This is a genomic window from Micromonospora sp. NPDC005979 (genome assembly GCF_040614415.1).
Lineage (GTDB): Bacteria > Actinomycetota > Actinomycetes > Mycobacteriales > Micromonosporaceae > Micromonospora.
On sequence record NZ_JBEXUR010000001.1, the window covers coordinates 668860 to 692135 of the forward strand.

Annotated in this window: 20 protein-coding genes; 15 read left to right on the plus strand and 5 right to left on the minus strand. The window is 72.1% G+C overall.

All coding sequences use genetic code 11. From position 1 onward, the window contains the following. Positions 1 to 78 precede the first annotated feature (78 nt). Positions 79 to 1260 (plus strand): low temperature requirement protein A, encoded by a 1182-nt coding sequence (locus tag ABZ272_RS02720; protein WP_355048150.1) that lies wholly within the window; start codon positions 79 to 81, stop codon positions 1258 to 1260. Between the two features lie 108 nt (positions 1261 to 1368). Here the strand turns inward: ABZ272_RS02720 and ABZ272_RS02725 are convergent, their stop codons facing one another. Beyond that, on the minus strand, positions 1369 to 2457 hold the full coding sequence (locus ABZ272_RS02725; protein ID WP_355048151.1) for an aldo/keto reductase: 1089 nt from the start codon (positions 2455 to 2457) through the stop codon (positions 1369 to 1371). Between the two features lie 109 nt (positions 2458 to 2566). Between ABZ272_RS02725 and ABZ272_RS02730 the strand changes: the two genes are divergently transcribed. The 13 genes from ABZ272_RS02730 (at position 2567) to ABZ272_RS02790 (ending at position 17571) form a co-directional block, all read left to right on the plus strand. Next, positions 2567 to 3196: a TetR/AcrR family transcriptional regulator gene (locus ABZ272_RS02730; RefSeq protein ID WP_355048152.1), complete on the plus strand. Its 630-nt coding sequence runs from the start codon at positions 2567 to 2569 to the stop codon at positions 3194 to 3196. Then, positions 3193 to 3930, plus strand: coding sequence for an alpha/beta hydrolase (locus tag ABZ272_RS02735; protein WP_355048153.1), 738 nt, complete (start codon positions 3193 to 3195; stop codon positions 3928 to 3930). The genes ABZ272_RS02730 and ABZ272_RS02735 overlap by 4 nt, the downstream gene beginning before the upstream one ends. Before the next feature lie 230 nt (positions 3931 to 4160). Further along, positions 4161 to 5792 (plus strand): ABC-F family ATP-binding cassette domain-containing protein, encoded by a 1632-nt coding sequence (locus ABZ272_RS02740; protein WP_355048154.1) that lies wholly within the window; start codon positions 4161 to 4163, stop codon positions 5790 to 5792. Between the two features lie 165 nt (positions 5793 to 5957). Continuing rightward, a complete protein-coding gene (locus tag ABZ272_RS02745) occupies positions 5958 to 7049 on the plus strand; it encodes a LacI family DNA-binding transcriptional regulator (protein ID WP_355048155.1) in 1092 nt (363 codons plus the stop codon). Then, positions 7046 to 7981: a sugar ABC transporter permease gene (locus tag ABZ272_RS02750; RefSeq protein ID WP_355048156.1), complete on the plus strand. Its 936-nt coding sequence runs from the start codon at positions 7046 to 7048 to the stop codon at positions 7979 to 7981. The genes ABZ272_RS02745 and ABZ272_RS02750 overlap by 4 nt, the downstream gene beginning before the upstream one ends. Before the next feature lies 1 nt (position 7982). Beyond that, entirely contained in the window at positions 7983 to 8822 is an 840-nt protein-coding gene (locus tag ABZ272_RS02755) for a carbohydrate ABC transporter permease (RefSeq protein ID WP_355048157.1), read from the plus strand. A 38-nt stretch (positions 8823 to 8860) separates the two neighbouring features. After that, complete coding sequence (locus tag ABZ272_RS02760; protein WP_355048158.1) at positions 8861 to 10153, plus strand: sugar ABC transporter substrate-binding protein; 1293 nt, start codon at positions 8861 to 8863, stop codon at positions 10151 to 10153. Between the two features lie 4 nt (positions 10154 to 10157). Beyond that, complete coding sequence (locus tag ABZ272_RS02765) at positions 10158 to 11327, plus strand: ADP-ribosylglycohydrolase family protein (protein ID WP_355048159.1); 1170 nt, start codon at positions 10158 to 10160, stop codon at positions 11325 to 11327. Further along, positions 11324 to 12688, plus strand: a complete 1365-nt coding sequence (locus ABZ272_RS02770; protein ID WP_355048160.1) for an ADP-ribosylglycohydrolase family protein — start codon at positions 11324 to 11326, stop codon at positions 12686 to 12688. The genes ABZ272_RS02765 and ABZ272_RS02770 overlap by 4 nt, the downstream gene beginning before the upstream one ends. After that, the gene (locus ABZ272_RS02775; RefSeq protein WP_355048161.1) at positions 12685 to 13620 is read left to right on the plus strand and encodes a ribokinase; all 936 of its coding nucleotides are present in this window, start codon (positions 12685 to 12687) and stop codon (positions 13618 to 13620) included. The genes ABZ272_RS02770 and ABZ272_RS02775 overlap by 4 nt, the downstream gene beginning before the upstream one ends. Then, entirely contained in the window at positions 13617 to 15566 is a 1950-nt protein-coding gene (locus tag ABZ272_RS02780; RefSeq protein ID WP_355048162.1) for an SUMF1/EgtB/PvdO family nonheme iron enzyme, read from the plus strand. Before ABZ272_RS02775 ends, ABZ272_RS02780 begins: the two co-directional genes overlap by 4 nt. A 20-nt stretch (positions 15567 to 15586) precedes the next feature. Further along, positions 15587 to 16750, plus strand: coding sequence for a CoA transferase (locus tag ABZ272_RS02785; RefSeq protein WP_355048251.1), 1164 nt, complete (start codon positions 15587 to 15589; stop codon positions 16748 to 16750). Continuing rightward, entirely contained in the window at positions 16750 to 17571 is an 822-nt protein-coding gene (locus ABZ272_RS02790; RefSeq protein ID WP_355048163.1) for a CoA ester lyase, read from the plus strand. The genes ABZ272_RS02785 and ABZ272_RS02790 overlap by 1 nt, the downstream gene beginning before the upstream one ends. Before the next feature lie 14 nt (positions 17572 to 17585). Here the strand turns inward: ABZ272_RS02790 and ABZ272_RS02795 are convergent, their stop codons facing one another. From ABZ272_RS02795 to ABZ272_RS02805, 3 genes are all read right to left on the minus strand, one after another. Next, on the minus strand, positions 17586 to 18182 hold the full coding sequence (locus ABZ272_RS02795; protein ID WP_355048164.1) for a DUF305 domain-containing protein: 597 nt from the start codon (positions 18180 to 18182) through the stop codon (positions 17586 to 17588). A gap of 80 nt (positions 18183 to 18262) precedes the next feature. Continuing rightward, a complete protein-coding gene (locus ABZ272_RS02800) occupies positions 18263 to 19150 on the minus strand; it encodes a DUF1996 domain-containing protein (protein WP_355048165.1) in 888 nt (295 codons plus the stop codon). 291 nt (positions 19151 to 19441) lie between these two features. Continuing rightward, a complete protein-coding gene (locus ABZ272_RS02805) occupies positions 19442 to 20203 on the minus strand; it encodes an SDR family NAD(P)-dependent oxidoreductase (RefSeq protein ID WP_355048166.1) in 762 nt (253 codons plus the stop codon). 143 nt (positions 20204 to 20346) lie between these two features. Between ABZ272_RS02805 and ABZ272_RS02810 the strand changes: the two genes are divergently transcribed. Then, positions 20347 to 21231 (plus strand): helix-turn-helix transcriptional regulator, encoded by an 885-nt coding sequence (locus tag ABZ272_RS02810; protein ID WP_355048167.1) that lies wholly within the window; start codon positions 20347 to 20349, stop codon positions 21229 to 21231. A 9-nt stretch (positions 21232 to 21240) separates the two neighbouring features. On the opposite strand, the gene ABZ272_RS02815 is transcribed toward ABZ272_RS02810, so the two are convergent. Continuing rightward, positions 21241 to 23124, minus strand: a complete 1884-nt coding sequence (locus ABZ272_RS02815) for a Xaa-Pro dipeptidyl-peptidase (RefSeq protein WP_355048168.1) — start codon at positions 23122 to 23124, stop codon at positions 21241 to 21243. Between the last annotated feature and the right edge of the window lie 152 nt (positions 23125 to 23276).

Consider the following 23276-nt stretch of genomic DNA (forward strand, 5'->3'; position numbering starts at 1 on the left):
GCGATTGCAGTTATTGCCCGATGTGATCACCGTGCGTGATAGAAACGACTGCCGGGCGAGCAGACGAGGCGGCGAGCGATGGCAAAGAGCAGTCCTGCCCGGCTCCTGCGCAAACGGGAGGCATCGCGCCAGGCGTCCGCCCTCGAACTCTTCTTCGACCTGACGTTCATCTTCGCGCTGACGCGTCTGTCGGGCCGGCTGCTGCATGACCTCAGCTGGCTCAGCGTCGCACAGACGATGGTCCTGCTCGGCGCCGTGTGGTGGGTATGGGTGGCGACGGCCTGGTCCACCGACTGGTTCAACCCCAACGAAGCGCTGATCCAGCGACTCGTGGTGGGAGTGATGCTCGTCGGGCTGGTGATGGCCGCCTCGGTGACGCTGGCATTCGGCGCACACGGCATCTTCTTCGCGGGCGCGTACGTCCTCGTCCACCTCGGCCGGGCAGCGATCCTGCTGCCGGCACTCCGCGGGCACCCCGCCCAGCAGCGCACCCTGGTCATCGCAGTCTGGTTCGGAGTGTCCGCCGTCCCCTGGCTTGTCGGGGCGTACCTGCCGGCCGGCCCGCGCCTGGCGCTGTGGATTGTCGCGCTGAGCATCGACTTCGCCGTCGCCTACGCGGGGTGGCCCGTGCCGAAGGTCAGGCAAGTCCCCAACGACCAACTCCGGGTCGTCGGCGAACACCTGGCCGAACGCTTCAGCCAGATCAGCATCGTCGCGCTGGGTGAACTCATCCTGGTCAGCGGCACCACCTACGCCAACGGCCCGTTCGATCTGCCGCAGAGCGCCGCGGCCGTGCTGGCCTTCGCCAACGCGGTGACGCTATGGCGGCTCTACTTCCTGCCGGAACACCGCGCCCTCAGCGACTCCCTCGAGAAGCAACGGGCTCAGATCGCCGTCAGCGCGGCGTACATACACCTCTCCTTCGTTGCCGGCATCGTCTTCATCGCGGTCGGGGACGAGATCACCATCGAGCTGTCGACCGCGAACGCCGAACGTCGCTGGGGTGCCGGCCTGCTCGTCGTCGGAGCGGTGCTCATCCTCTGCGGCCGGATCGCGTTCAAGGCCACCAGCGGGATCTGGTCGCTGGGCTCACTGCTCGGGGTCGCCGTCCTCCTCGCACTGACCCCGATCCTGCTACAACTGCCACCGATGGTGGCTCTGGCAACTACGACCCTCGTGCTGGGCGCGGTCGCCTTCGTACCCAGCACGAACCGACTTCGGGCAGCCAGGGACGGCGGGATCGGCCTCGACCGCACCTGAGTGGACGGCCCTCCGGTCAAGGTATGAGCGTCAGCGCCGCACACCTCGCCGGAGGCCTCTCTTTGTCGAGAGCCGGCACGCCGTCACCAACGCGCGTGGTCACTACACCTAGGCCGCGTTGACGACCGGCGGGGCGTAGCCGGCCGGCTTGTCTCCGACGTGCAGGCCCGGGCTCACCAGCCAGGACTGGTACTGCGGGGTGAACATGCCGTACGGCAGCCCCAGGTTCGGGGCGCTGGCCTCGTCGATGCGGCGTCGGGCGTCGGCCGGGATCTCGAAGTCCAGCGCGCCGAAGTTGCTGGCGACCTGCTCGGCGCTGCTCGCCCCGATGATCACCGAGCTGACCGCCGGCTGGGTGGCCACCCAGTTGATCGCTACCTGTGCCATCGGCCGGCCCAGGTCGGTGGCGACCTCTTCCAGCGCCTCGATGACCTTCCAGTCGGCGGGGCTGATCTCGCGGCCCGCGGCGTTGGGGGTGGTCAGCCGGCCGGTCCCGGTCAGCCCCGCGCCGGTGCGGCGGTACTTGCCGCTGAGCAGGCCACCGCCGATCGGGCTGAACGCGGTGATGCCCATGCCCAGGGTCTGGGCCATCGCTGGGTACTCCGCCTCGATGTGCCGGCCCACCAGCGAGTACGGCAGTTGCAGGTTGATCATCGGGGTCAGCGCGTGCGCCTCGGCGTAGCTCTGCGCGCGGGCCGCGTACCAGGCGGGTACGTCGGAGAGCCCGGCGTACCGGATCTTGCCGGAGCGCACCAGGTCGTCGAAGGTCCGCACGACCTCCTCGGCCGGGGTGATCCGGTCCCAGGTGTGCAGCAGGTACAGGTCGATGTAGTCGGTGCCGAGTCGGCGCAGCGATGCCTCGACGGCCCGGATGATGTGCTTGCGGCCGTTGCCGCTGGCGTTCGGGTCGCTCGGGTCGACGGTGTAGGTGAACTTGCTGCCGAGTACGAGCCGTTCCCGGATCCCGGCCCGGTCGATCAGGCGGCCGAGGATCTTCTCGCTCTCCCCGGCGGTGTAGAAGTCCGCCGTGTCGACGAAGTTCCCGCCGGCTTCGAGATACTGCCGGAAGATCAGCTCGGACTCCTCCTCGGTCTTGCCGTACGCGGCGTGGAAGCCGTCGACACCGAAGTTCATCGTGCCCAGCGCGAGTCGGCTCACCCGCAGGCCGGACCGTCCGAGCAGGTAGTACTGGTTCATCGTCGCGTCCTCCTGGTCGCTGTGCGGGCCTCGGAGCGGGCCGCGCGTCAACGACCTTGGCTCGCCAGAAATGGACCTGCAAGTCCAAAACCCGCGCTAGGGTGAGGCCATGACTCGCGCGTTGACCCGCAAGGGCGAGGCGACCCGTGCGCGGATCGTCGCCGGTGCCGCCGCCGAGATCCGTGAGCGCGGCGTCGACGAGGTACGCCTCGAAGATGTCATGGCCCACACGGGCACCAGCAAGGGCCAGCTCTTCCACTACTTTCCCGACGGCAAGGAGGAGTTGCTGCTCGCGGTGGCCCAGCACGAGGCCGACCAGGTGCTCACCGACCAGGAGCCGATGCTCAGCAACCTGACCTCCTGGCCGGCCTGGCAGGCGTGGCGGGACCGGCTCATCGAGCGCTACCTCGCGCAGGGCGTGAAGTGCCCGCTCAACGGCCTGCTCGGCCAGACGGGCCGGCGCGCGCCGGGTGCCCAGGCGATCGTGACCGGGCTCATGTGGCGCTGGCAGGACAAGATCACCGAGGGGGTCCGGCACATGCAGTCGACCGGTGACATCGCTCCCGACGTGGACGCCGAGCGCACCGCCGCGGCCCTGCTGGCCGGCATCCAGGGCGGCGTCCTGCTGATGCTCTCCACCGGCAAGATCGACCACCTGGAGGCGGCGCTCGACGTGACCATCGAACGCCTGCGGGCAGGCCGCCGAGATGATCGAAAACTGGAGGAGGTACGGCAGTGAACGACGACGACAACCGACCGCCGCTGGTCCTGATCCACGGCCTGACCTACGACAAGCGGCAGTGGGACCCGGTGCGGCGCGAGCTGGCGGCGATCGACCCCGACCGGCAGATCCTCGCCCTCGACCTGCCCGGTCACGGCGACGCGCCCCGGCGGGACTCCTACCGGATGTCCGAGGTCGCCGACGTCGTGCACACCCAGGTGACCGAGGCGGGTCTCGGCACGCCGATCGTGGTGGGGCACTCGGTGGGCGCGGTGGTCGCCACGACCTACGCGGCGCGTCATCCGGTGCGGGGCGTGGTCAACCTGGACCAGATCCTGCTGCCCGGCCCGTTCGGCGCCGCCGTACGCGAGGCCGAGCCGACGCTGCGCGGCCCGCAGTGGCGGCAGGTGTGGGACCGCATGCTGGCCGGTATGGGCATCGAGTCGTTGCCGGCCGAGGCGCGTGCGATCGTCACCACCGCGACCGACCCCCGGCCGGATCTGCTGCTGGGCTACTGGGGCGAGATCCTGTACGGCTCCGACGAGGGCATCGCCGCCGCGCGGTCCGCCGACCTGCGGTCGATCGCGGAGCGGGGAGTCCCCTACCGCTGGGTGACCTCGTCCGAGCCGCCGGCTCGTTACCTCGCCTGGCTGACGGGAGTCCTGCCGGAGGTCGAGGTCACCGTGCTGCCCGGCAGTCACTTCCCGCACCTCGCGGATCCGGCGACGGTCGCCCGGCTGCTGGTGAGCTGAGCGCGTCGGACCGGGCGAGGGTTGTCCGGTCGGGAGGGCGGATATCCTTGCCGCCGAATTGCCGGAGATCGGAGCAGACGTGGCAGGTGACGACGACATCTCCGGGTGAGCACCCGGACCGGCCGCCGACCGGCGCGTGATCGCGCCGCTGTCGCCGCGGCCTCCGTCGTCATGCCCTGCTCCCGCCGGGTCGCCCGCGTGCGCCCGGACCGTCGTCCTCCGGAGTCCCCATGTCTGCTCGACCTGCCCTTGTCGCCCAGGACGTCGTACGCGTCCGCGACGCCCGCCGCGTGCTCGACGGCGTCTCCCTGACCGCCGCGCCCGGTCACCGGATCGGCCTCATCGGCGAGAACGGCACCGGCAAGACCACCCTGTTACGGGTGCTGGCCGGCGTCGACGAACCCGACTCCGGCACCGTCACACGTCCGCCGGACGTCGGGTTCCTGCACCAGGAGATGCCCTTCACCCCGTCCGTGACCATCGCCGGCGTCCTCGACGACGCGCTGCGTGAGGCACGCGCGGACCTGGCCGAGCTGGACCGGCTGGCCATCGCCCTCGCCGACGCGTCGCAGGGCGCCGAGGAGCACGCCCGGCTGCTCGCCGCATACGGTGCGGTGCTGGAACGGGCGCAGGACCGTGACGCCTGGGACGCCGACCGGCGGGCCTGGACGGTACTCGACGGGCTCGGCCTCGGCGGGATACCCCACGACCGGACGGTGAACGCCCTCTCCGGGGGCCAGCGTGGCCGCCTCGCCCTCGCGGCCATGCTGATCCGCCGGCCGAGCGCGCTGCTGCTCGATGAGCCCACCAACCATCTCGACGACGCGGCGGCGGCGTTCTGCGAGGACCAGCTCCGCCTTATGCCCGGCGTGGTGGTGGTGGCCAGCCACGACCGCGCCTTCCTGGACGCGGTGTGCACCGACGTCATCGACCTGGACCCGGCGATCGAGGGGCCGGTCCGCTACGGCGGCGGCTACACCGCGTACCTGACCGCGAAGCGCGCCGAGGCGCAGCGGTGGCGTCGGCGGTACGACGAGGAGCAGGCGCTCCTGGTCGACCTGCGGGAGGCCGCCGCCATGACCGGCCGTCAGGTCGCCCACGGCCGAGCGCCGCGCGACAGCGAGAAGATGGGGTACGGGCACACCGCCGGCCGGGTACAGAACCAGATCTCCCGGCGCGTGCGCGACGCCACCCGTCGACTGGAGACGATCGAGCGGGACCAGATCCCCGCGCCGCCCGAGCCGTTGCGCTTTCACCCGTCCACTCTCGCTACCGGTGACGGCGCCGAAGTGATCGTCCGGGCGGAAGGGCTGGAGGTTCCCGACCGGGTGCGGGTGGCGCGCCTGGAGCTCAGGGCCCGCGATCGGCTACTGGTCACCGGCCCCAACGGCGCGGGCAAGTCGACCCTGCTCGCCGTTCTCGCCGGTCACCTGACCTGCTCCGGCATGCTGTGGCGACGAGCGGGCCTGCGGGTCGGCCGACTGGGGCAGGACAGCGAATTCACGGACGCGCGGCGCACGGCCCGGCACATCTTCGACACGACTGTCGGGGTACGACGCGCCGAGGCGGTGCCGCTGTCGTCGCTCGGCCTGCTCGCGGCGGCCGACCTCGACCGTCCGGTCGCCGACCTGTCGGTGGGACAGCGCCGGCGGCTCGCCCTGGCGGTGCTGGTCGCCGACCCGCCGGAGCTGCTGCTCCTGGACGAGCCCACGAACCACCTCTCGCCGACGCTCTGCGACGAGTTGGAGGACGCCCTGGGCTCCAGCCCTGGCGCCATCGTGGTGGCCAGCCACGACCGCCACCTCCGCACCCACTGGCCGGCCCGCCACCTTCCTCTCCACCCCGCCGGGCTCCAGCGGTGATCAAGAGGTTCACGTCACGGCACGCCGGGTGTGCTGACGCCAGTCTCTTGATCACCGAGATCGGACGCGGTTGGAAACGTTTTCGTAACGAGGGGTTGACCTCTCCGACGCACCGGTAGCAGACTCCCCGGAAACGTTTACAGCTATCGGGTGGAGGTGCCGGACGTGGGTCGTAAACGTTTACAGGAGCCGGTGGACGGCCGTCCCACGGTGCACACCGTCGCCGCCCGCGCCGGCGTCTCCATCGCGTCCGCCTCGCGGGTGCTCAACGGCGTCGGCGGCAGCCCCGAGACGATCCGCAAGGTTCGCGAGGCGGCGGCGGAGGTCGGCTACGTGCCCAACGCGATCGCCCGGTCGCTCCAGTCGCAGCGCACCGGCCTCGTCGCGCTCGCCGTCGAGGACATCGGCAACCCGGTGTACGTGGAGATGATGCGCGCCATCGAGGCCGTCGTCGCCGGCTCCGGCCGGCAGCTCCTGGTGCACGCCACCGGCGGACGGATCGACAACGAGACCGCGCTGCTGCGGCGGCTCGCCAACCGCTACGTCGACGGGATGATCGTCTCACCGATCCGGGTCACCGACGACCACCTGGCCGCGCTGGTGGACAGCCCGGTGCCGGTGGTCGTGGTCGGCCAGCTCGGCGCGGACGCGCCGGTCGACAACGTCCGCACCGACTCGCGGCACGGCATGGCGTTGGCGGTGGACCACCTCGTCGCCACCGGCCGACAGCGGATCGGCTTCGTCAACGGTCCACTCGACACCGTCCCGGGCGCGGCCCGTGACGCCGGTTTCCGGGCCGCGCTGGCCCGGCACGACATCCCGCTCGACGAACGGCTGATCGAGGTCGGCGACTTCCAGTACGCCGCCGGACGGGACGCCACCGAAAGGCTGCTCGCCCGCGCCGAACCCGATGCCCTGGTCTGCGCCAACGACCTCATCGCGGTCGGCGCGCTGCACGCCCTGCTCGCCGCCGGACGGCGGGTACCGCAGGACGTCGCGCTGGTCGGCATGGACGACACCGAGTTGGCCCGGATGATGTTCCCCCAGCTCTCCAGCGTCTCGCTCGGATCCGCCGAGCGCGGTCGCCGGGCCGCGGAACTGCTCCTGCAGCGCATCGCCGACGCGGCCCTGCCGCCGCGCCGCGAACAGGTGCCGCCCAGCCTCAGCATCCGCGCGTCCAGCGCCGCGACACTGCCCGCTCCCCGGCCGGGCGACCCGCCCACCACCCACCCGTTTACCGAAGGGGTGACCGCATGACCGCCCTGGCCGAGCGGCCGGACGTCGAGCGGGCCGGACCGGTCCGGCGGCCGAGCCGGTTCCGCTCCGACCGCACCACCATCTACCTGCTGCTCCTGCCGTCGCTGCTGCCGATCCTGGTGCTGTCGGTGTTCCCGCTGCTGCGCGGCATCTACCTCGGCTTCACCGACGCCCGGGCCGGGCGCAACGTCGAGGTCAGCTTCACCGGCCTGGCCAACTACCGCGAGCTGCTCGGCGACGAGCTGTTCTGGAACTCCTTCAAGATCGGTCTGCTGTGGGCGGTCGGCGTGACCGTGTTGCAGTTCCTGCTCGCCCTCGGGCTGGCGTTGCTGCTCAACCAGCAGTTGCGGTTCCGGGGCGTGGCCCGGGTGCTGGCCGTCGTGCCGTGGGCGATGCCGCCGGTCGTCGTCGGCATCCTGTGGAAGCTCGTCTACCACCCCGATGCCGGCCTCATCAACGAGCTCTTTCACCGGGTCGGCGCGGACGGACTGCGCGCCAACTGGCTGGGCGACTTCAGCACCGCCCTGCCCGCCGTGATCATCGTCGGGGTGTGGGCGGGCATGCCGCAGACGACCGTGGTCCTGCTCGCCGGCCTGCAGGGCGTGGGCCGCGAGCTGCACGAGGCGGCAGCGGTGGACGGGGCCAGCACGTGGCACCGCTTCCGACACGTCACGCTGCCCGCCCTGGCCCCGGTGATCGTGGCGATCACCTCGCTGGACTTCATCTGGAACTTCAACTCGTTCGGCCTGGTCTACGTGCTGACCGCCGGCGGACCGGGCGGCAAGACCATGCTGCCGATGCTCTTCGCGTACGAGGAGGCGTTCCGCTACGGCAACTACGGCTACGCGGCGGCGCTCGGCAACGTCATGGTCGTGATCATCGTCGCCCTGCTCGCCGTCTATCTCCGTCGCCGGCTCAGGGAGGCGAACTGACATGTTCGGAAAACCGAGTCGCACCAGCCGGACGTTGCAGTACCTGGCGCTCGCCGGCTACCTGATCTTCCTCGGGTTCCCGCTGGTCTGGCTGCTCTCCACGGCGTTCAAGCCGCCGCGCGAGCTGGTCCGCCTGCACCCGACGCTGATCCCGGACAACCCGACCCTGCAGAACTTCGTGCAGGCGTTCACCGAGCAGGAGCTGGGCCGCGCGGCCCTGAACAGCCTCCAGGTCTCGCTCGCCTCGGCGGTGCTGACCGTGCTGGTGGCGATGCCGGCGTCGTACGCCCTGGCCCGGTTCCGGTCCAAGCTCGGCACCGTTGCGCTGGGCTGGGTGCTGCTGTCGCAGCTCTTCCCGTTCGTGCTGCTGATCATCCCGATCTTCCTGGTGCTGCGGCAGGTCGGGCTGGCCAACACGCACGCCGGGCTGGTGCTGATCTACGTGGTCTGGGCGCTGCCGTTCGCGCTGTGGATGTTGCAGGGCTTCGTCCGCAACATCCCCCGGGAACTGGAGGAGGCCGCCTCGGTCGACGGCGCGAGCCGGGTGCAGGTGCTGCGCCGGGTGGTATTTCCGCTGCTCGCCCCGGGCATCGTGGCGACCGCCCTGTTCTCCTTCATCTCGGCCTGGAACGAGTTCTTCTTCGCCCTGGTGCTGATCAAGACGCCGGAGTTGGCCACCCTGCCGGTGGCGCTGGCCCGGTTCGTCGGCATCGAGGGCACCGCCCGGCTGGGCCCACTGGCCGCCGGGTCACTGCTCGCCACGCTGCCCAGCCTGATCTTCTTCGCGTTCATGCAGCGCCGGCTCTCGTCCGGGTCGCTCGCGGGCGCGGTCAAGGGCTGAGGCGTCCCCCCGAACCACCACCAAGGAGGTAACCCCCCATGCTTCGTACCAAATTCCGTCGACTCGCGGCGGCCGCCGCGGTCGCGGTCGTCGGCCTCGGCGCGCTCAGCGCGTGCGGGTCCGGCGGTGACGACGAGGCCGCGTCCGGCCCCGCCAAGCTGCGCTTCCTCAGCCTCGCCTGGCAGAAGGAGTCGCTCCAGGTCAACAAGGACCTGGTCGCCAAGTGGAACGCCGAGCACCCGGACATCCAGGTCGAGTACGTCCAGGGTGACTGGAACTCGGTACACGACCAGCTGCTCACGTCGTTCGAGGGCGGCGACGCTCCGGATATCGTGCACTACGAGGCCTCCTCGATCGGCGAGTTCAGCAAGCAGGGCTACCTGGCCGACCTGTCCGACCTGGTCTCCGACGACCTCAAGGGGCAGATCGACAAGGGCATCTGGGACACCGCCACCACCGACGGCAAGGTCACCGGCGTGCCGTTCCTGCTGGAGTCGCAGGTCGTCATCGCCAACAAGAAGCTGCTCGACGCCGCCGGTGTCGCGGTGCCGCCCGCCGACGGCGGCTGGACCTGGGACGAGTTCCAGGCCAACGCGCAGAAGCTCACCAAGCCCGGCCAGTACGGCGCGGCGTGGGCGCTGAAGTCCCCGACCAACCGGGTGCTCAACCTGGCGCTCAACTACGACGGGAAGTTCTTCTACTCCGACGGCGGACGCACCGAGGTCAAGGTCGGCGACGCGGAGAAGGAGGTTCCGAAGCGGATCCACGACATGCTCTACACCGCCAAATCGGCCTCCCCGGAGGCGCTCGGCATGAGCGGCGCGGACACCCTGCCCGGGTTCTTCGGCGGCAAGTACGCGATGCTCCCCGGCTCGGTGTCACTGCGCCAGCAGATGGTCGAGCAGGCCCCGGCGGGCTTCGACTGGGTCACCCTGCCCCCGATCAAGGGAATCTCCACCAAGCAGGCGGCCAACCCGCAGACGCTGTCGATCTCGGCGGACAGCCCGCACAAGAAGCAGGCCGCGCAGTTCCTGGAGTACTTCCTCAACCCGACCAACATGGCCGCCCTCGCCAAGGGCGACTGGCTGGTGCCGACCGGCAAGCAGGCGAACGAGGAACTGGTCAAGCTCACCGCCGGCAAGCAGGGCTGGGACGTCGCGGCCGACAGCGCCGCCGACCTGACCGTCGCACCGTTCCAACAGGCCGACGGCTACCCGGAGTGGAAGACCAAGTACGCCACCCCGGCCCTCCAGCAGTACTTCGCCAACAAGATCACCCTCGATCAGCTCGGTACGCAGCTCATCGACGGTGGCAAGCAGGTTCTGAGGTAACGACATGTCACTCTTGCTCGACACATCGGTTGGTTGCCTGGTCGGCGCCGCGGTCGGGGACGCCCTGGGCGGCGCCACCGAGACGGCCCTGCCCGAGCAGATCCGTACCCGCTTCGGCGGCTGGGTCGAGGGCATCGTGCCCCCGTACCACGCCGACTGGGCCACCGCGCGTCCGCTCGCGCCGTACCACAAGGGCGACGGGCACATCACCGACGACACGTTGATGACCCACGCCCTGGTCCGCGCGTACGCGGCCAAACGGGACCACCTCGACGCGTACGACGTGGTGGAGCTGCTGGTTCCCGATCTGATCGAGCGGGTGGTGCACATCCCCGACCTGGAGCGGGACGGGGTGACCTTCCACCGGCTCGCCGCCGCCGAGCGGTGGTTGGTCACCCGTCTGCACCACGCTCACGCGGATCCGCGTGAGGCCGGGGTCGGCAACATCGTCAACTGTGGCGCGGCCATGTACATGGCGCCGGTGGGCATCGTCAACGCGGGCGACCCGGCCGGGGCGTACGCCGAGGCGGTGGAGATCGCCGGCGCGCACCAGCACAGCTACGGACGGGAGGCCGCCGCCGTCTTCGCGGCAGCGGTCGCGGCGGCGGCGACCCCTGGCGCGGGCGTCGAGGACGTCGTCTCGGCGGCGCTGGACCTGGCCCGCGACGGCACCCACGCGGCCATCGACGCGGTGGTCAAGGAGGCCCGGGGTCACCGCGACTGGAAGCAGGCCATCGCGGCGCTGCGGGCGGCGGTCGCCCCCTACGACACGGTGGGGGAGGAGTACCGCAGCCCCGGGCTGGGCGCGCGCCGGCCCAGCCGCCTGCACGCCATCGAGGAGCTGCCGGTGGCCCTCGGCATGCTGGTGGTGGCCGGCGGCGACTTCCGGGCCGCGGTGCTCGGCTCGGTCAACTACGGCCGCGACGCCGACTCCACCGCCACCATGGCCGCCGCCATCGCCGGCGCGCTGGGCGGCGCGGACGCGGTGCCGGCCGAGTGGTCCGAGGTGGTCGCCACCGCGTCGAAGACCGACCTGGTCGAGCCGGCCCGAGTCCTCGCGGCGGTGGCCGGCGAGGTCTTCGAGCGCGACCGCGCCCGGTTCACCCGGCGGGCCGACCGCTTCGCCGCGCTGGCCGCCGGCGTCACCCGGGAGGTTGGGGGCGAGACCCGGTGAGGATCACCTGGGTGCAGCCGGAGGACCTGCTGCCGCACGAGCTGGCGGCCGGCCGGGACGAGGGACGCGACGTCACCGCCCTGGCCGAGCGCTGGACGGCGGCCGGCGGGAACCTGACTCCGCCGGTCAGCGGGGCGTCGGCGGACCCGGCGTCGCCCGAGCTGCGCGCCCTCGCCACCGAGCTGCTGGACGCCGCCGACGCGCTGCCCGCGCCCGACGCCGCCGACGAGGTGGACGACCCGGCCGGGCTCCGCGCCGGGTGGCCGCAGACCTGGTCGTTGCCGACCGACGCGGCGTACGACCGGCTGCACGGCGCCTGGCTCGGCCGGGCCGTCGGCTGCCTGCTCGGCAAGCCGGTGGAGAAGATCCCCCGCGAGGGCATCCGGGAGATCCTGACGGCCACCGGCCGGTGGCCGCTGCGCGACTGGTTCACCGCCGAAGGGCTGCCCGCCGACGTGGCCGCCCGCTGGCCGTGGAACCGACGCAGCGCGCCGACCAGCCTCGCCGAGAACATCGACGGCATGCCCGAGGACGACGACCTCAACTACGCCCTGCTGGCCCTGCGGGTGCTGGAGACCAAGGGGCGGGGCTTCACCAGCGCCGACGTGGCGCAGGGGTGGCTGGACTGGCTGCCCGGCGGGCGGGTCTTCACCGCCGAGCGGGTGGCGTACCGCAACCTGCTGCTCGGCTACGCGCCACCGGACAGCGCCCGCCGGCACAACCCGTTCCGGGAGTGGATCGGCGCGCAGATCCGCACCGACGTGTACGGCTGGGTCAACCCCGGCCGGCCCGATCGCGCCGCCGAGATGGCGGTGCGGGACGCCGCCGTCAGTCACGTCCGGGGCGGCGTGCACGGCGCGATCTGGGCCGCCGCCCTGGCCGCCGCGGCACCGGTCGCGGACACGGTCCACGAGGTGCTGGACGCCGCCGAGGCGGTCCTGCCACCACGCAGCCGATTCGCGGCGACGGTCCGCGAGGCACGCGTTCTCGGGGCGACGATCGACGACTGGGAGGCCGTCGTCGACGAGCTGTACGACCGGCACGGTCACCTGCACTGGGTGCACGTGCGCAACAACGCGGCCCTGGTGGCCGCCGCGCTCGCCTACGGCCGGGGTGACCTGGTCCGCTCGATCACGGCGGTGGTCAGCGGTGGGTGGGACACCGACTCCACGGGCGCGACGGTCGGCGCGGTCACCGGCGCGCTGGCCGGGGCGTCCGGGCTGCCGGCCCACTGGGTCGACCCGTTGCGCAACCGGCTGGCCAGCAGCATCGGCTGCTTCGACGGCATCGGCTTCGACGAGCTGGCCGAGCGGACCCGCGCGCTGGCGCGGCAGGGCGAGACGGAAGGGGACGTGGCATGAGCGCACGCGTGGCGGTGGTGGGCAGCAGCAACCTGGACCTGGTGGTCACGACGGCGCGGCTGCCCCGCCCCGGCGAGACGGTGCTCGGCGAGGACTTTCGCACCGTACCCGGTGGCAAGGGGGCCAACCAGGCGGTCGCCGCCGCCCGCGCCGGGGCCGCCTGCGACTTCGTGGGCGCGGTCGGCGACGACGACTTCGGCACGCAGATGCGGACGAGCCTCGTCGGGGCCGGGGTCGACGTCCGTGGTCTGCGGACCGTCGCCGGCCCGTCCGGCGTCGCGCTGATCGGCGTGGACCGGGACGCGGAGAACTTCATCGTGGTCGCGCCCGGCGCCAACAACACCCTGACCGAGCTGGACGCCGACGACCGGGCCACGATCGCGGCGGCGGACGTGCTGCTCCTGCAACTGGAGGTGCCGCTGAGCGCGGTGACCCAGGCGGCCGACTGGGCCCGCGCCGACCGCACCACGGTGGTGCTGAACGCCGCCCCGGCGGCGGCGCTGCCCACCGAACTGCTCGACCTGGTCGACGTGCTCGTGGTCAACGAACACGAGGCGGCGGTCGTCGCCGGGATCACCTCCGACGACCCGCCGGTCCTGCTCGACGCGCTGCTGGAACTGGTGCCCCGGGCGGTGCTGACCCTCGGCGCAGGCGGTGCCGCGTATGCCGACCGCGGCGGCCTGCGCCTCGCGGTGCCCGCCCCGCGGATCGACGCGGTCGACACCACCGCCTCGGGTGACGCGTTCACCGGCGCGCTCGCGGTGGGCTGGGCCGAACGAGGCGCGGCCAGCGAGAACGCCGTCACGGCGAGCCTGCGCTGGGCGTGCGCGGCCGGCGCGGCCTGCGCCCAGCGACCCGGAGCGTCCACCGCCCTGCCCGACCGGCCGGCCATCGACGCCCTGCACGACGCGACCTACCGAGGTGCACCGTGAGCTTCAACCCGTACGTCCCACGCCCGATCGACCGGCCCACCGAGGTGCCGCTGAGCGGGCACGCCGACCTGAGTGTCCTGGACGAGGCGAAGATCTTCGCCGCGCCCGACGACCCGGCGGACTGGCCGGCCTGGCGCGAGCAGATCACCAGGTGGCGGGCCGACGCCCGGAACCGGATCGGCTACACCGGCGAGCACTACGACGAGATCACCGGCGACTGCTTCAGCGTCTGTCTCATCTGGCTGTGGGACGAGACGCTCTACGACCACGGGCGCGGCGTCTTCACCGTCGATCAGTTCCTCGACGCGGCCGGGCGCGACTTCGGCGGCTTCGACGGGGTCGTGCTCTGGCACGCGTACCCGGTGATCGGCCTGGACGACCGTAACCAGTTCGACTGGTACCGGGACGTGCCCGAGCTGCCCGAGGTGGTGCGGGCGTTCCAGAAGCGCGGGGTGCGGGTCTTCGTCGACTACAACCCGTGGGACACCGGCACCCGTCGCGAGCCGGGCGCGGACGCCGAGGAGGTGGCGGCGCTCGCCGGCACGCTCGGCGTCGACGGGGTCTTCCTGGACACCCTCAAGGAGGGCGCCGGGGAACTGCGCGCCACGCTGGACGCCGTCCGTCCCGGGCTCGTCCTGGAGGGCGAGAGTCGCGTCCCGCTGGCCCGCGTCGCCGACCACGCCATGTCCTGGGCGCAGTGGTTCGCCGACTCCGAGGTGCCCGGTGTGCTACGCGCGAAGTGGTTCGAACGCCGGCACGTGCTGCACCACACCCGACGCTGGCACCGCGACCACCTCGACGAGCTGCACTCAGCCTGGCTCAACGGTGTCGGCGTCCTGGTCTGGGAGAGCGTCTTCGGCGTCTGGGTCGGCTGGAACGACCGCGACCGCGCGGTGCTGCGGGCCGTGCGCCGGGTGCAGGGCAGCCACGCCGCGTGGTTGCGCGCCGAGGACTGGGTGCCGCTCGCCGACCACCCCGGCGAGGGTCAGGTGTACGCGTCGCGCTGGACGCACGACGGCGAGCCGCTGTGGACGGTGGCGAACCGGGGCGCGGATCACGACGGTCCGTGGCTGGTCGTCGACCCGAGCGCCGGGCGACGATTCGTCGACCTGGTCACCGGTGCGGAGTTGACCGTCACCGACACCGCCGACGGTCGGCTGTCCGTCGGGGGGCTACTGCCCGCCGGCGCCGTCGCGGCCGTGACGCCCGGCGTCGCCGCCGCGCAGCGACACGAGCCGCCCACCGGCGACCCGTCCTTCCCGGCCCGCGCCGCGGTACGGGTCCGCACACCGTGGGCGCCGCAGCCGCATGTCCCGCCGGGCCTGGTCGCTGTCGACGGCGGACGGCGGGACCTGGTCGTCCGGCACCGGGTACGGGAGACGGGGCTCTACGGCGAGACGCCCTACGTCGACGAGTGGAAGCCGCTGCCGCCCCGCCTGCACCACACCGGGACGCTGCGGCGCAGTGTCCACCTGGGTCGGTTCGCCATCGCCACCCACGAGGTCACCTACGGCGAGTACGCCGAGTTCCTGCGCGCTACCGGCTACCGCCCGGCGCGTCCGGAGCGGTTCACGACCGGCCAGGGGCCGACCGACGCCCCGGTGACCGGGGTCGAGCTGGCCGACGCGCGGGCGTACGCGTCGTGGGCCGGACTGCGGCTGCCCACCGAGGACGAGTGGCAGGTGGCCGCCGAGGCCGGGCTGTTGGTGCGGCGTGAGCCGCTGGTGTGGAACCTGACCGAGAGCGAGCACACCGACGGTCGGACCCGCTTCGTGATCCTCAAGGGTGGTGCGGCGTACCGTGCGCAGGGTTCCGACTGGTACCTCGACGGCGGGCCGCAGCCGGCGGACGTGTCGGTGAAGCTGCTGCTCACCGGCGCCGGCCTGACCCGCTCCGACCAGGTCGGTTTCCGCTGCGCGGCCGATCTGCCGGAGGTGACCCGGTGACCGCGCCGCTGGACGGCATCATGGTCGTCGACCTGGCCACCCTGTTCGCCGGTCCGCTCGCGGCGGCGTTCCTGGGCGACTTCGGCGCCGACGTGATCAAGGTGGAGCATCCGGCCAAGCCGGACCCGTCCCGCGGGCACGGCCCGTCCCGCGATGGCGTCGGGCTCTGGTGGAAGGTGCTCGGCCGCAACAAGCGGACCGTCACCGTCAACCTGTCCGACCCGGAGGGCGCGGAACTGCTGCGCCGGCTGCTCGCCGACGCCGACGTACTGGTGGAGAACTTCCGACCGGGCACGCTGGAACGGTGGGGGCTCGGCCCGGCCGAGCTGCACGCCGTCAACCCCCGGCTGGTGATCACCCGGATCAGCGGGTTCGGGCAGGTCGGCCCGTACGCCCGCAGGCCCGGCTTCGGCACGCTCGCCGAGGCGATGAGCGGCTTCGCGGCGGCCACCGGCGAGCCGGACGGCCCGCCCACGCTGCCTCCCTTCGGGCTGGCCGACTCGGTGAGCGCGCTCGCCGCCGCGTACGCGGTGATGCTCGCCCTGCGCGCCCGGGACCTCACCGGCGTCGGACAGGTGGTCGACCTCGCCATCATCGAGCCGATCATGGCGATGCTCGGGCCGCAGATCACCTGGTACGACCAGCTCGGCTACGTGCAGCCGCGACTGGGCAACCGGTCGAACAACAACGCCCCGCGCAACACGTACCGGTGCGCCGACGGTCGCTGGGTGGCCGTCTCGACCAGCGCGCAGAGCATCGCCGAGCGGGTGATGCGGCTGGTGGGCCGGGCCGAGCTGGTCGACGAACCGTGGTTCGCCACCGGCAGCGGCCGAGCCGCGCACGCCGACGAGTTGGACGCGGCGGTGAGCGCCTGGGTGGCCCGGCGGGACCGCGACGAGGTGGTGGCCGCGTTCGAGGAGGCGCAGGCTGCCGTCGCGCCGGTCTACGACGTGCGGGACATCCTCGCCGACCCGCAGTACGCGGCGCTGGGCACCGTGCGCGGCGTCCCCGACGAGGAGTTGGGCGAGGTACGGATGCAGAACGTGCCGTTCCGGCTCACCGACACGCCGGGGGAGATCCGGCACGCCGGACGCCGGCACGGGCAGGACACCGACGCGGTCTTCGGCGCGCTCGGCGTCGACGCCGACGAACTGGCCGCGCTGCGCGAACGGGGGGTGCTCTGATGCTGCTGAGCCTGCTCTACGTGCCGGGTGACCGTCCGGACCGGTTCGCCAAGGCGGTCACCTCGGGGGCCGACGCGGTGATCCTCGACCTGGAGGACGCCGTGGTCGCCGGGCGCAAGGCGTACGCCCGGGAGGCGGTCGCCGAGTTCCTCGCCGAGGCCCATCCGGTGCCGGTGCAGGTACGGGTGAACGAGCTGACCGGGCCGGACCTCGACGCCGACCTCGCGGCGGTGGCCGGGCGACCCGGGCTGTCCGGGCTGCGGCTGCCGAAGGTCGAGTCGGCCGCGACGGTCGCGTCCCTGGCCCGGCGGGTCGACGTGCCCCTGCACCCGCTGATCGAGTCGGCCCTCGGGCTGGAGTCCGCGTACCCGATCGCCTCGGCCCACCCCGCGGTGGCCTCGATCGGGCTCGGCGAGGCCGACCTGCGCTCGGACCTCGGGGTGGGTGACGACGACGGCCTGGCGTGGGCGCGCGGCCGGGTGGTGGTCGCCGCCCGGGCGGCCGGTCTGGCCGCACCGGCGATGTCGGTGTACGCCGATGTCGTCGACGTCGCCGGCCTGGCCGCGTCGTGCGCGGTGGGACGACGGTTGGGCTTTCTCGGCCGGGCGGCGATCCATCCGCGCCAGATCCCGGTGATCGTGGAGGCGTTCCGGCCGGTCGACCGGGAGGTGGCCCGTGCCGAGGAGTTGCTGGCGGCGGTCGCCGAGGCGCAGCAGCGGGATTCCGGGACCGTGGTGCTGCCCGACGGCCGGTTCGCCGACCGGGCGATGGTGGCCGCCGCCCGTCGGACCGTCGACCTGGCCGCCCGTTATGCGGCCTGAGCGTCCCGGGTTCGTCAGGTCGCGCGCGGGGTCGGTGCTCGGTCGAGCTGGTCGAGGCGGGCGAGATCGCCGTCGCCGGCTCGGATCACGGCTGCGGCCAGCGCGGTGGTGTCCGGGTGGACGCCGGCCCGCTGCTCGGCGGCGGCGATCTTGACCGCCTGCGCGAGGTGCGCCCGCAGATGCGTGGCGAGCAGCCGCTGGAACGCCGTCCCGGTGGCCGACCGGAGCGCGGCCAGCTCGTCGGCGGTGATCATGCCGGGCATGTCGTGGCCCTCGTGCGGGTTGGTCGTCGGCGCTCCGGCCTCGCCGAGCAGGTCACGGGAGCGGGCCAGGTCGGCCCGGTTGCTCGCCTGGACCCGCGCGGCCAGCCCGCGCCAGGTCGGGTCGGTGGTGTGGGTGGGCACCAGGTCCAGCACCGGGAGCAGCCGTTGCGTCATCGCCGCCGTGAGCTGCAGCCAGGCGATGTCGGTGGGGCTGAACGCGCCGGCCGACGGGGTGGCGGCGGCCGGCGTGGAGAGCGGCGGCGCCGACTCGTCCGTGGTGCTCGACGGTCCGCCGGCGCAGCCGGTGGTGAGTACCGCTGTCATGAGCAACGCGACGTGGACCCGCATGCCTCCTCCTTCCGGTGCGGCCTCCGGAGCGGGAGGGGGCGGCCCGGCCGGACCGGGCCGCCCCTCCCGGGTACGACGATTCAGATCGGTCGGCCGTCGTGTCCACACTTGATGACCGGACGGATGCAGTCCTGGACCCGGCGAGCCATCTCCGCGGTCGGCCAGGCGTTGAAGAAGTCGCCGTGCATCGTGTAGCCCGGCCCGGAGGCGAGCCGGAAGTGCGACGGGTCGCCGTTGACCGGGTACCGCAGCACCTGCCGCAGCTTCGGCACGTGCACCGGGTGGGTGCTCGGGCAGGCCTGGTTCACCGGGTACGCGAGGTGGCTCTTGTGGTCCGCGGAGTCCAGGTCGCGGCCGTTCCAGCACTGCGGGAAGTCCAGGTACGACTCCAGCATCGTGCCGGCCGGGCAGTTGACGAAGTCCTTGGACGGTGGCACCTGACCGGCGTGCAAGCAGGACCAGCGGGCGATGCTGTCGTTCGGGCCGGTGGCCTTCGCGTTGCCGGCGACGAGCCGCAGGCCCTGCGGGATCGGTTGGGTGTTGGCGACGACGTCGGAGCGCACACCCTCACCGAGGTAGTAGAACGTGGCGATGGCCGGTTCCACCGCGACGTTGTCGCGGTAGAGGGTCGGCACCCAGTACGACGAGACGTCCACCGCCGGGTTGCAGGTGGTGGTCGACTTCACCAGGTCGGGCAGGGTGGTGGTGGCGTTCGTCGCCGTGCTGCCGAAGAAGCTGTGCATGTGTGAGGCCCCGGGCAGTCCCGGGAAGACGATCGGGTCGTCCGGCAGCCGGTGACTGTACGTGCAGTCGGCGGGGAACTCGGCGACCCGGATGACGTTGGCGACCGGGGCGGCGTCGGCCCGGTCGGTGGTCGAGACCAGGTACGTGCCGAGGAGGGTCAGCAGGGCGCCGATCGCCACGGTGAGGCGTAGCCGGCGGGGGACGTGGGGTGCGGCCCTGTCCATCTGGTAACTCCTGTCGGGGGACGGGTCAGGGGCAACTCCGGTGCCGCCGCCGAAGACAGCGGAGTGTGCCCTGGCCAGACTGGTGGTGGCCCGGTGGGGCCGGTGCGAGAGAGCGCTCTCAGCAGTCCAAGCCTCACCCCGATGTCGAAAGTTGTCAATACGTCCCGCAGTTGCTGGAAAAATGACGACGACAGCACACCGGCCGGGCCTCGTGATGGGACCCGGCCGGCTGCCGCGGTGAGCTATCTTCCTAGGACGCCCTGGAGGATGTGAGCGCCACCCCGAACGGCGTCAGCGTTCGCGACCGGGGAGCATCGCCAGGGCCTTCGAGCGCTGCGCGACGAGGTCCGCGTAGGTGCCGTCGCGCTCGGCCCAACGGTGCATGTGTACGCCCTTCACGAGGATCTCGCTCGGGGTGGGGTTCGCCGAGAGCAGCTGCATGACCTCGGTGGCGAAGTCGTCGAGTGGCAGCGCGCGCGGGTTCACCGTCTCCTGACCGGCAGTCGCGACGGCCGGGGGGACGAGTTCGACGACGTCGACACCGGTGCCGTCGAGTTGCGCGCGCAGCGCCTCGGAGTAGGCGTGCACCCCGGCCTTCGAGGCGGCGTAGCTGGGCATGGGCGGGAACGGCAGGAAGGCGATGCCGGAGGTGACGGTGATGAAGGTGCCCGCACCCCGATCGACCAGATGTGGAGTGAAGGCGTCGATGACCCGGATGGTGCCGACCAGGTTGGTGTCGATCGTCGTCTGCGCCGCCGCGAAGTGCGCGGGGTCGCGAAGGTCTTCCAGGAGCATGGCACCCGACATCGTCACCACCGTGTCCAGCTCGGGGTAGCGGGCGAGCACGGCGTCCCGGGCAGATGCGACAGAGGCGCCGTCGGTGACGTCGATGCCGAACGTGCCGAAACTTTCCGCGGCGAGTTGCGCGAGGGCCTCGGGGTTGCGACCGCCGACGGCCACGGTGCTGCCCGCCGCGGCGAACCGCCGGGCCAACTCCCGCCCGATACCCGAGGTGCCGCCGACGATGAGAACTGTGCGGTTGGAGAGATCCACGAGATCTTCCCTTCGATCCAGAGTGCGCCCGAACAGGGCGATCGCAAGTCTCGACCGAGCCGGGCGGGGGTGGCAGGGCCCCGGTTTTCCCAGGTCCCATCAGGGCCCCTCTGCGGCACGCGCGCCGCACTACCGTGGTGACCATGAGTGAAGAGGAGCCGGGCGGCGGCCACCGGCTGGGCAGCTACCTGCGGGCCCGCCGCGAACTGGTCTCACCGTCGCAGGTAGGGCTCCCGAGCGGCGGCCGGCGCCGCGTGCCCGGCCTACGACGCGAGGAAGTTGCCCTGCTCGCCGGGATCAGCCCCGACTACTACCTGCGGCTGGAACGGGGCCGGGACAAGAACCCCTCACCGCAGGTCCTCGAATCGCTCGCGCGCGTCCTGCAGCTCGACGACATCGAGCGGATGTACCTGCTCGACCTCGCGGCGGCGCGCCCCCGGGCGCCGCGCCGCAAGCGCTCCGAGCACGTACCAGCGCGGGTGTACGAGCTGCTCGCCCACCTTCAGATCCCCGCGTTCGTCGAGGGACGCGCCTTCGACGTGCTCGCCTCCAACCCGATGGCCGTGGCGTTCTCCCCGCGCCTGCGGCCCGGTCAGAACCGGCTGCGGTCGCTCCTGCTCGATCCCGAGGAACGCGCCTTCCACCAGGACTGGACGAAGGCCACCGCCAACTTCATCGCCACCCTCCGCACCACCATCGGGGACGACATCGACAACCCCCGGTTCGTCGAGCTGGTGGGCGAACTCGCGCTGTCCAGTCAGCGGTTCCGCACCCTGTGGGCCCGCCACGACGTCCGCATTCTCGAGGGAGGCACGACGACGGTGCACCACCCCGTCGTCGGTGACCTACACCTGCACCGGGACAAGCTCCCCATCGAAGACGTCATCCTCGTCGTCTACTACCCCGACAAGGACAGCGACAGCGACGAGAAACTGCGGCTCCTCGCCGCACTCGCCCACACCGGGACCGCCGACGACCAGACGCGGGTGGGGCGGCCCGACGTGTCGTCGGACCGCCCCACCCGTTGACGGAGTCGATCAAAAGCCGAGTACGCCCCGCCCGCCCACCACGGGCAGCCGCAGCTCGCTGTCGTTCGGGGCGACGCGCAGCTCGGTGCCGCCCAACGGCAACAGCGTGTACTCCTGGTCGGAGGAGAAGACGACCACGCCGATCCGGTGACCCGCCGGGAAGACGTAGTCCTTCGGCTCCATGGTCCACCGGTAGTCGTACAGCTTGCCCTGCTTCACCGGCGCGGTGCGCGCGGCGCTGACGCGGTTCTGCGGGTCCATCCAGCCGCGCGTCACCACGACGGGCGTGGCCGTCGACCCGGCCGGGCCGTAGTCGACCAGGTAGGCCGTGAGGTTGGCGTCCGGCTTGTTGTCGATCGCCATCCGGAGCCGCATCTCGGGGCGGCCGGAGACGCGGACGCTCTGCGCGAGCGCGGGGGAGCGGTAGGCGAGCCGGTTGGCGCTGGCCGTGTCCGGGTCGGCGACCAGGGTGTCCGGGTGGATCATCCGTCCCTCGTCGACGAAGCTCTGCTCGATGAGGGCCTTCGGCGGCTTGCCCGTGGTGAGCGTGCCCGGGGCGGTGGCGTCGGTGGCGGCGAACCGCAGCCCGACCTCACGTGCGGCCGGGTCGGGCCAGTTGCTGTACGTGGTGTACGCGCGGTCCTCGCGCTGGAGCACCGCCGTCGGCTCGTCCATGATGCCGTTGCGCACGTTCCACAGCCAGTAGTCGAACCAGCGGTTCTCGGTCTGCTTGTACGTCCAGGTCTGCCCGCTGGGCAGGGTCACCGAGGCGCTGCTGCCCGGCCCGCCGTGCCCGCCCTGGTGCAGCCAGATCTTGCGCGGCACGTGGCGCTTGGCCAACTCGTCCCACCAGCCGGCGAAGTGCTCGGTCTTGACGTTCCAGTCGTTGAGGCCGTGCACGACGAAGACGCTGGCCTGGACGTTGCGGGCGTCGAGGTAGTCGCGGTCGCGCCAGAACGGCGAGTAGTCGCCGGTGACCCGGTCCTGCTCCTTGGTGATCTGCGCGAGCTCGTCGGCGCACTGCCCCTCGGCACGTGCCTGCCCGGCCGTGTACTGGGCCAGGATGTCGAGGTCCTCGCCCTGGAACGTGCCGGGCGCGACCACCAGACCGTTGGCCCGGTAGTAGTCGTACCAGCTGCTGATCGCCGAGACCGGCACGATGGTCTTCAGGCCCTTGACCCCGGTGGTGGCCACCTGGTTGGGCAACGTCCCGTTGTAGGAGACGCCGGTCATGCCGACCGCGCCGGTGGTCCAGCCGGCGGTGACCGGGGCGCCGTTGGCGTCGTACCCCTTGGCCCGCCCGTTGAGCCAGTCGATGACGGCCTTGGTGCCGAGCGTCTCGGCCTGGTCACCGCTGGTCGGGCAGCCGTCCGAGTCGCCGGTGCCGACGCTCTGGCCGAGCACCACCGCGTACCCGCGCGGCACGTAGTAGTCGTCGAGCGAGCCGGGCAGGTTGGCCTTGGCCTGGGCGCGCTGCGCGCCGGCGTCGAGCGCACGCCGGCCGGAGTGGTCGGTCAGTCCGTTCTGCGGCAGGTCGTCGACCAGCACGCTCGGGTACGGCACGTCGCCCCAGGTGCCCTTGCGGTACGGGCTGTGCTCGAAGATGACCGGCACCTTGAAGCCCTCGGTGGCGGTTTCCCGGGGCCGGGAGATGTCGATCGCCACCCGGTCGGGACGACCGTCGTGATCGGTGTCCACCGGGGTCTGGACGTACACCCGCTCCTCGATGGCGTCGGCGAGCGAGAACACCGGTTGGGTCATGCCGTCGGCCACCACGATGCCGGTGGGCGCGGACGCCGTGGGGCGGGCGGCTGCGGGTGTCGGTGTCGCGCTCAGGACCAGTGCGCCGGAGACGCCGACGCTCAGAAGTGCCAGATGACGGGGTCGACGCACGCGCGTCTCCCTTCGGTCGGGCTGGTTGCCGGGTCTCGGCAGGGGCCAGTCGCGAAGATCCATTCGTCGCCATGCTAGGTGCGGGTGGACGTCGGCGTCGATCCCTTCGGGTGGCCGCCGCCGCCCGTTCTACCGATCGGGATTGCGGCGGT

Excerpts from the sequence above, each read along its gene's own strand:
- ABZ272_RS02750 (WP_355048156.1), top strand. The coding sequence starts at position 7,046 with ATGACCGCCCTGGCCGAGCGGCCGGACGTCGAGCGGGCCGGACCGGTC.
- ABZ272_RS02755 (WP_355048157.1), top strand. The coding sequence starts at position 7,983 with ATGTTCGGAAAACCGAGTCGCACCAGCCGGACGTTGCAGTACCTGGCG.
- ABZ272_RS02740 (WP_355048154.1), top strand. The coding sequence starts at position 4,161 with ATGTCTGCTCGACCTGCCCTTGTCGCCCAGGACGTCGTACGCGTCCGC.
- ABZ272_RS02810 (WP_355048167.1), top strand. The coding sequence starts at position 20,347 with ATGAGTGAAGAGGAGCCGGGCGGCGGCCACCGGCTGGGCAGCTACCTG.
- ABZ272_RS02795 (WP_355048164.1), bottom strand. The coding sequence starts at position 18,182 with ATGCGGGTCCACGTCGCGTTGCTCATGACAGCGGTACTCACCACCGGC.
- ABZ272_RS02725 (WP_355048151.1), bottom strand. The coding sequence starts at position 2,457 with ATGAACCAGTACTACCTGCTCGGACGGTCCGGCCTGCGGGTGAGCCGA.
- ABZ272_RS02775 (WP_355048161.1), top strand. The coding sequence starts at position 12,685 with ATGAGCGCACGCGTGGCGGTGGTGGGCAGCAGCAACCTGGACCTGGTG.
- ABZ272_RS02785 (WP_355048251.1), top strand. The coding sequence starts at position 15,587 with ATGGTCGTCGACCTGGCCACCCTGTTCGCCGGTCCGCTCGCGGCGGCG.
- ABZ272_RS02720 (WP_355048150.1), top strand. The coding sequence starts at position 79 with ATGGCAAAGAGCAGTCCTGCCCGGCTCCTGCGCAAACGGGAGGCATCG.
- ABZ272_RS02765 (WP_355048159.1), top strand. The coding sequence starts at position 10,158 with ATGTCACTCTTGCTCGACACATCGGTTGGTTGCCTGGTCGGCGCCGCG.
- ABZ272_RS02800 (WP_355048165.1), bottom strand. The coding sequence starts at position 19,150 with ATGGACAGGGCCGCACCCCACGTCCCCCGCCGGCTACGCCTCACCGTG.
- ABZ272_RS02730 (WP_355048152.1), top strand. The coding sequence starts at position 2,567 with ATGACTCGCGCGTTGACCCGCAAGGGCGAGGCGACCCGTGCGCGGATC.
- ABZ272_RS02760 (WP_355048158.1), top strand. The coding sequence starts at position 8,861 with ATGCTTCGTACCAAATTCCGTCGACTCGCGGCGGCCGCCGCGGTCGCG.
- ABZ272_RS02790 (WP_355048163.1), top strand. The coding sequence starts at position 16,750 with ATGCTGCTGAGCCTGCTCTACGTGCCGGGTGACCGTCCGGACCGGTTC.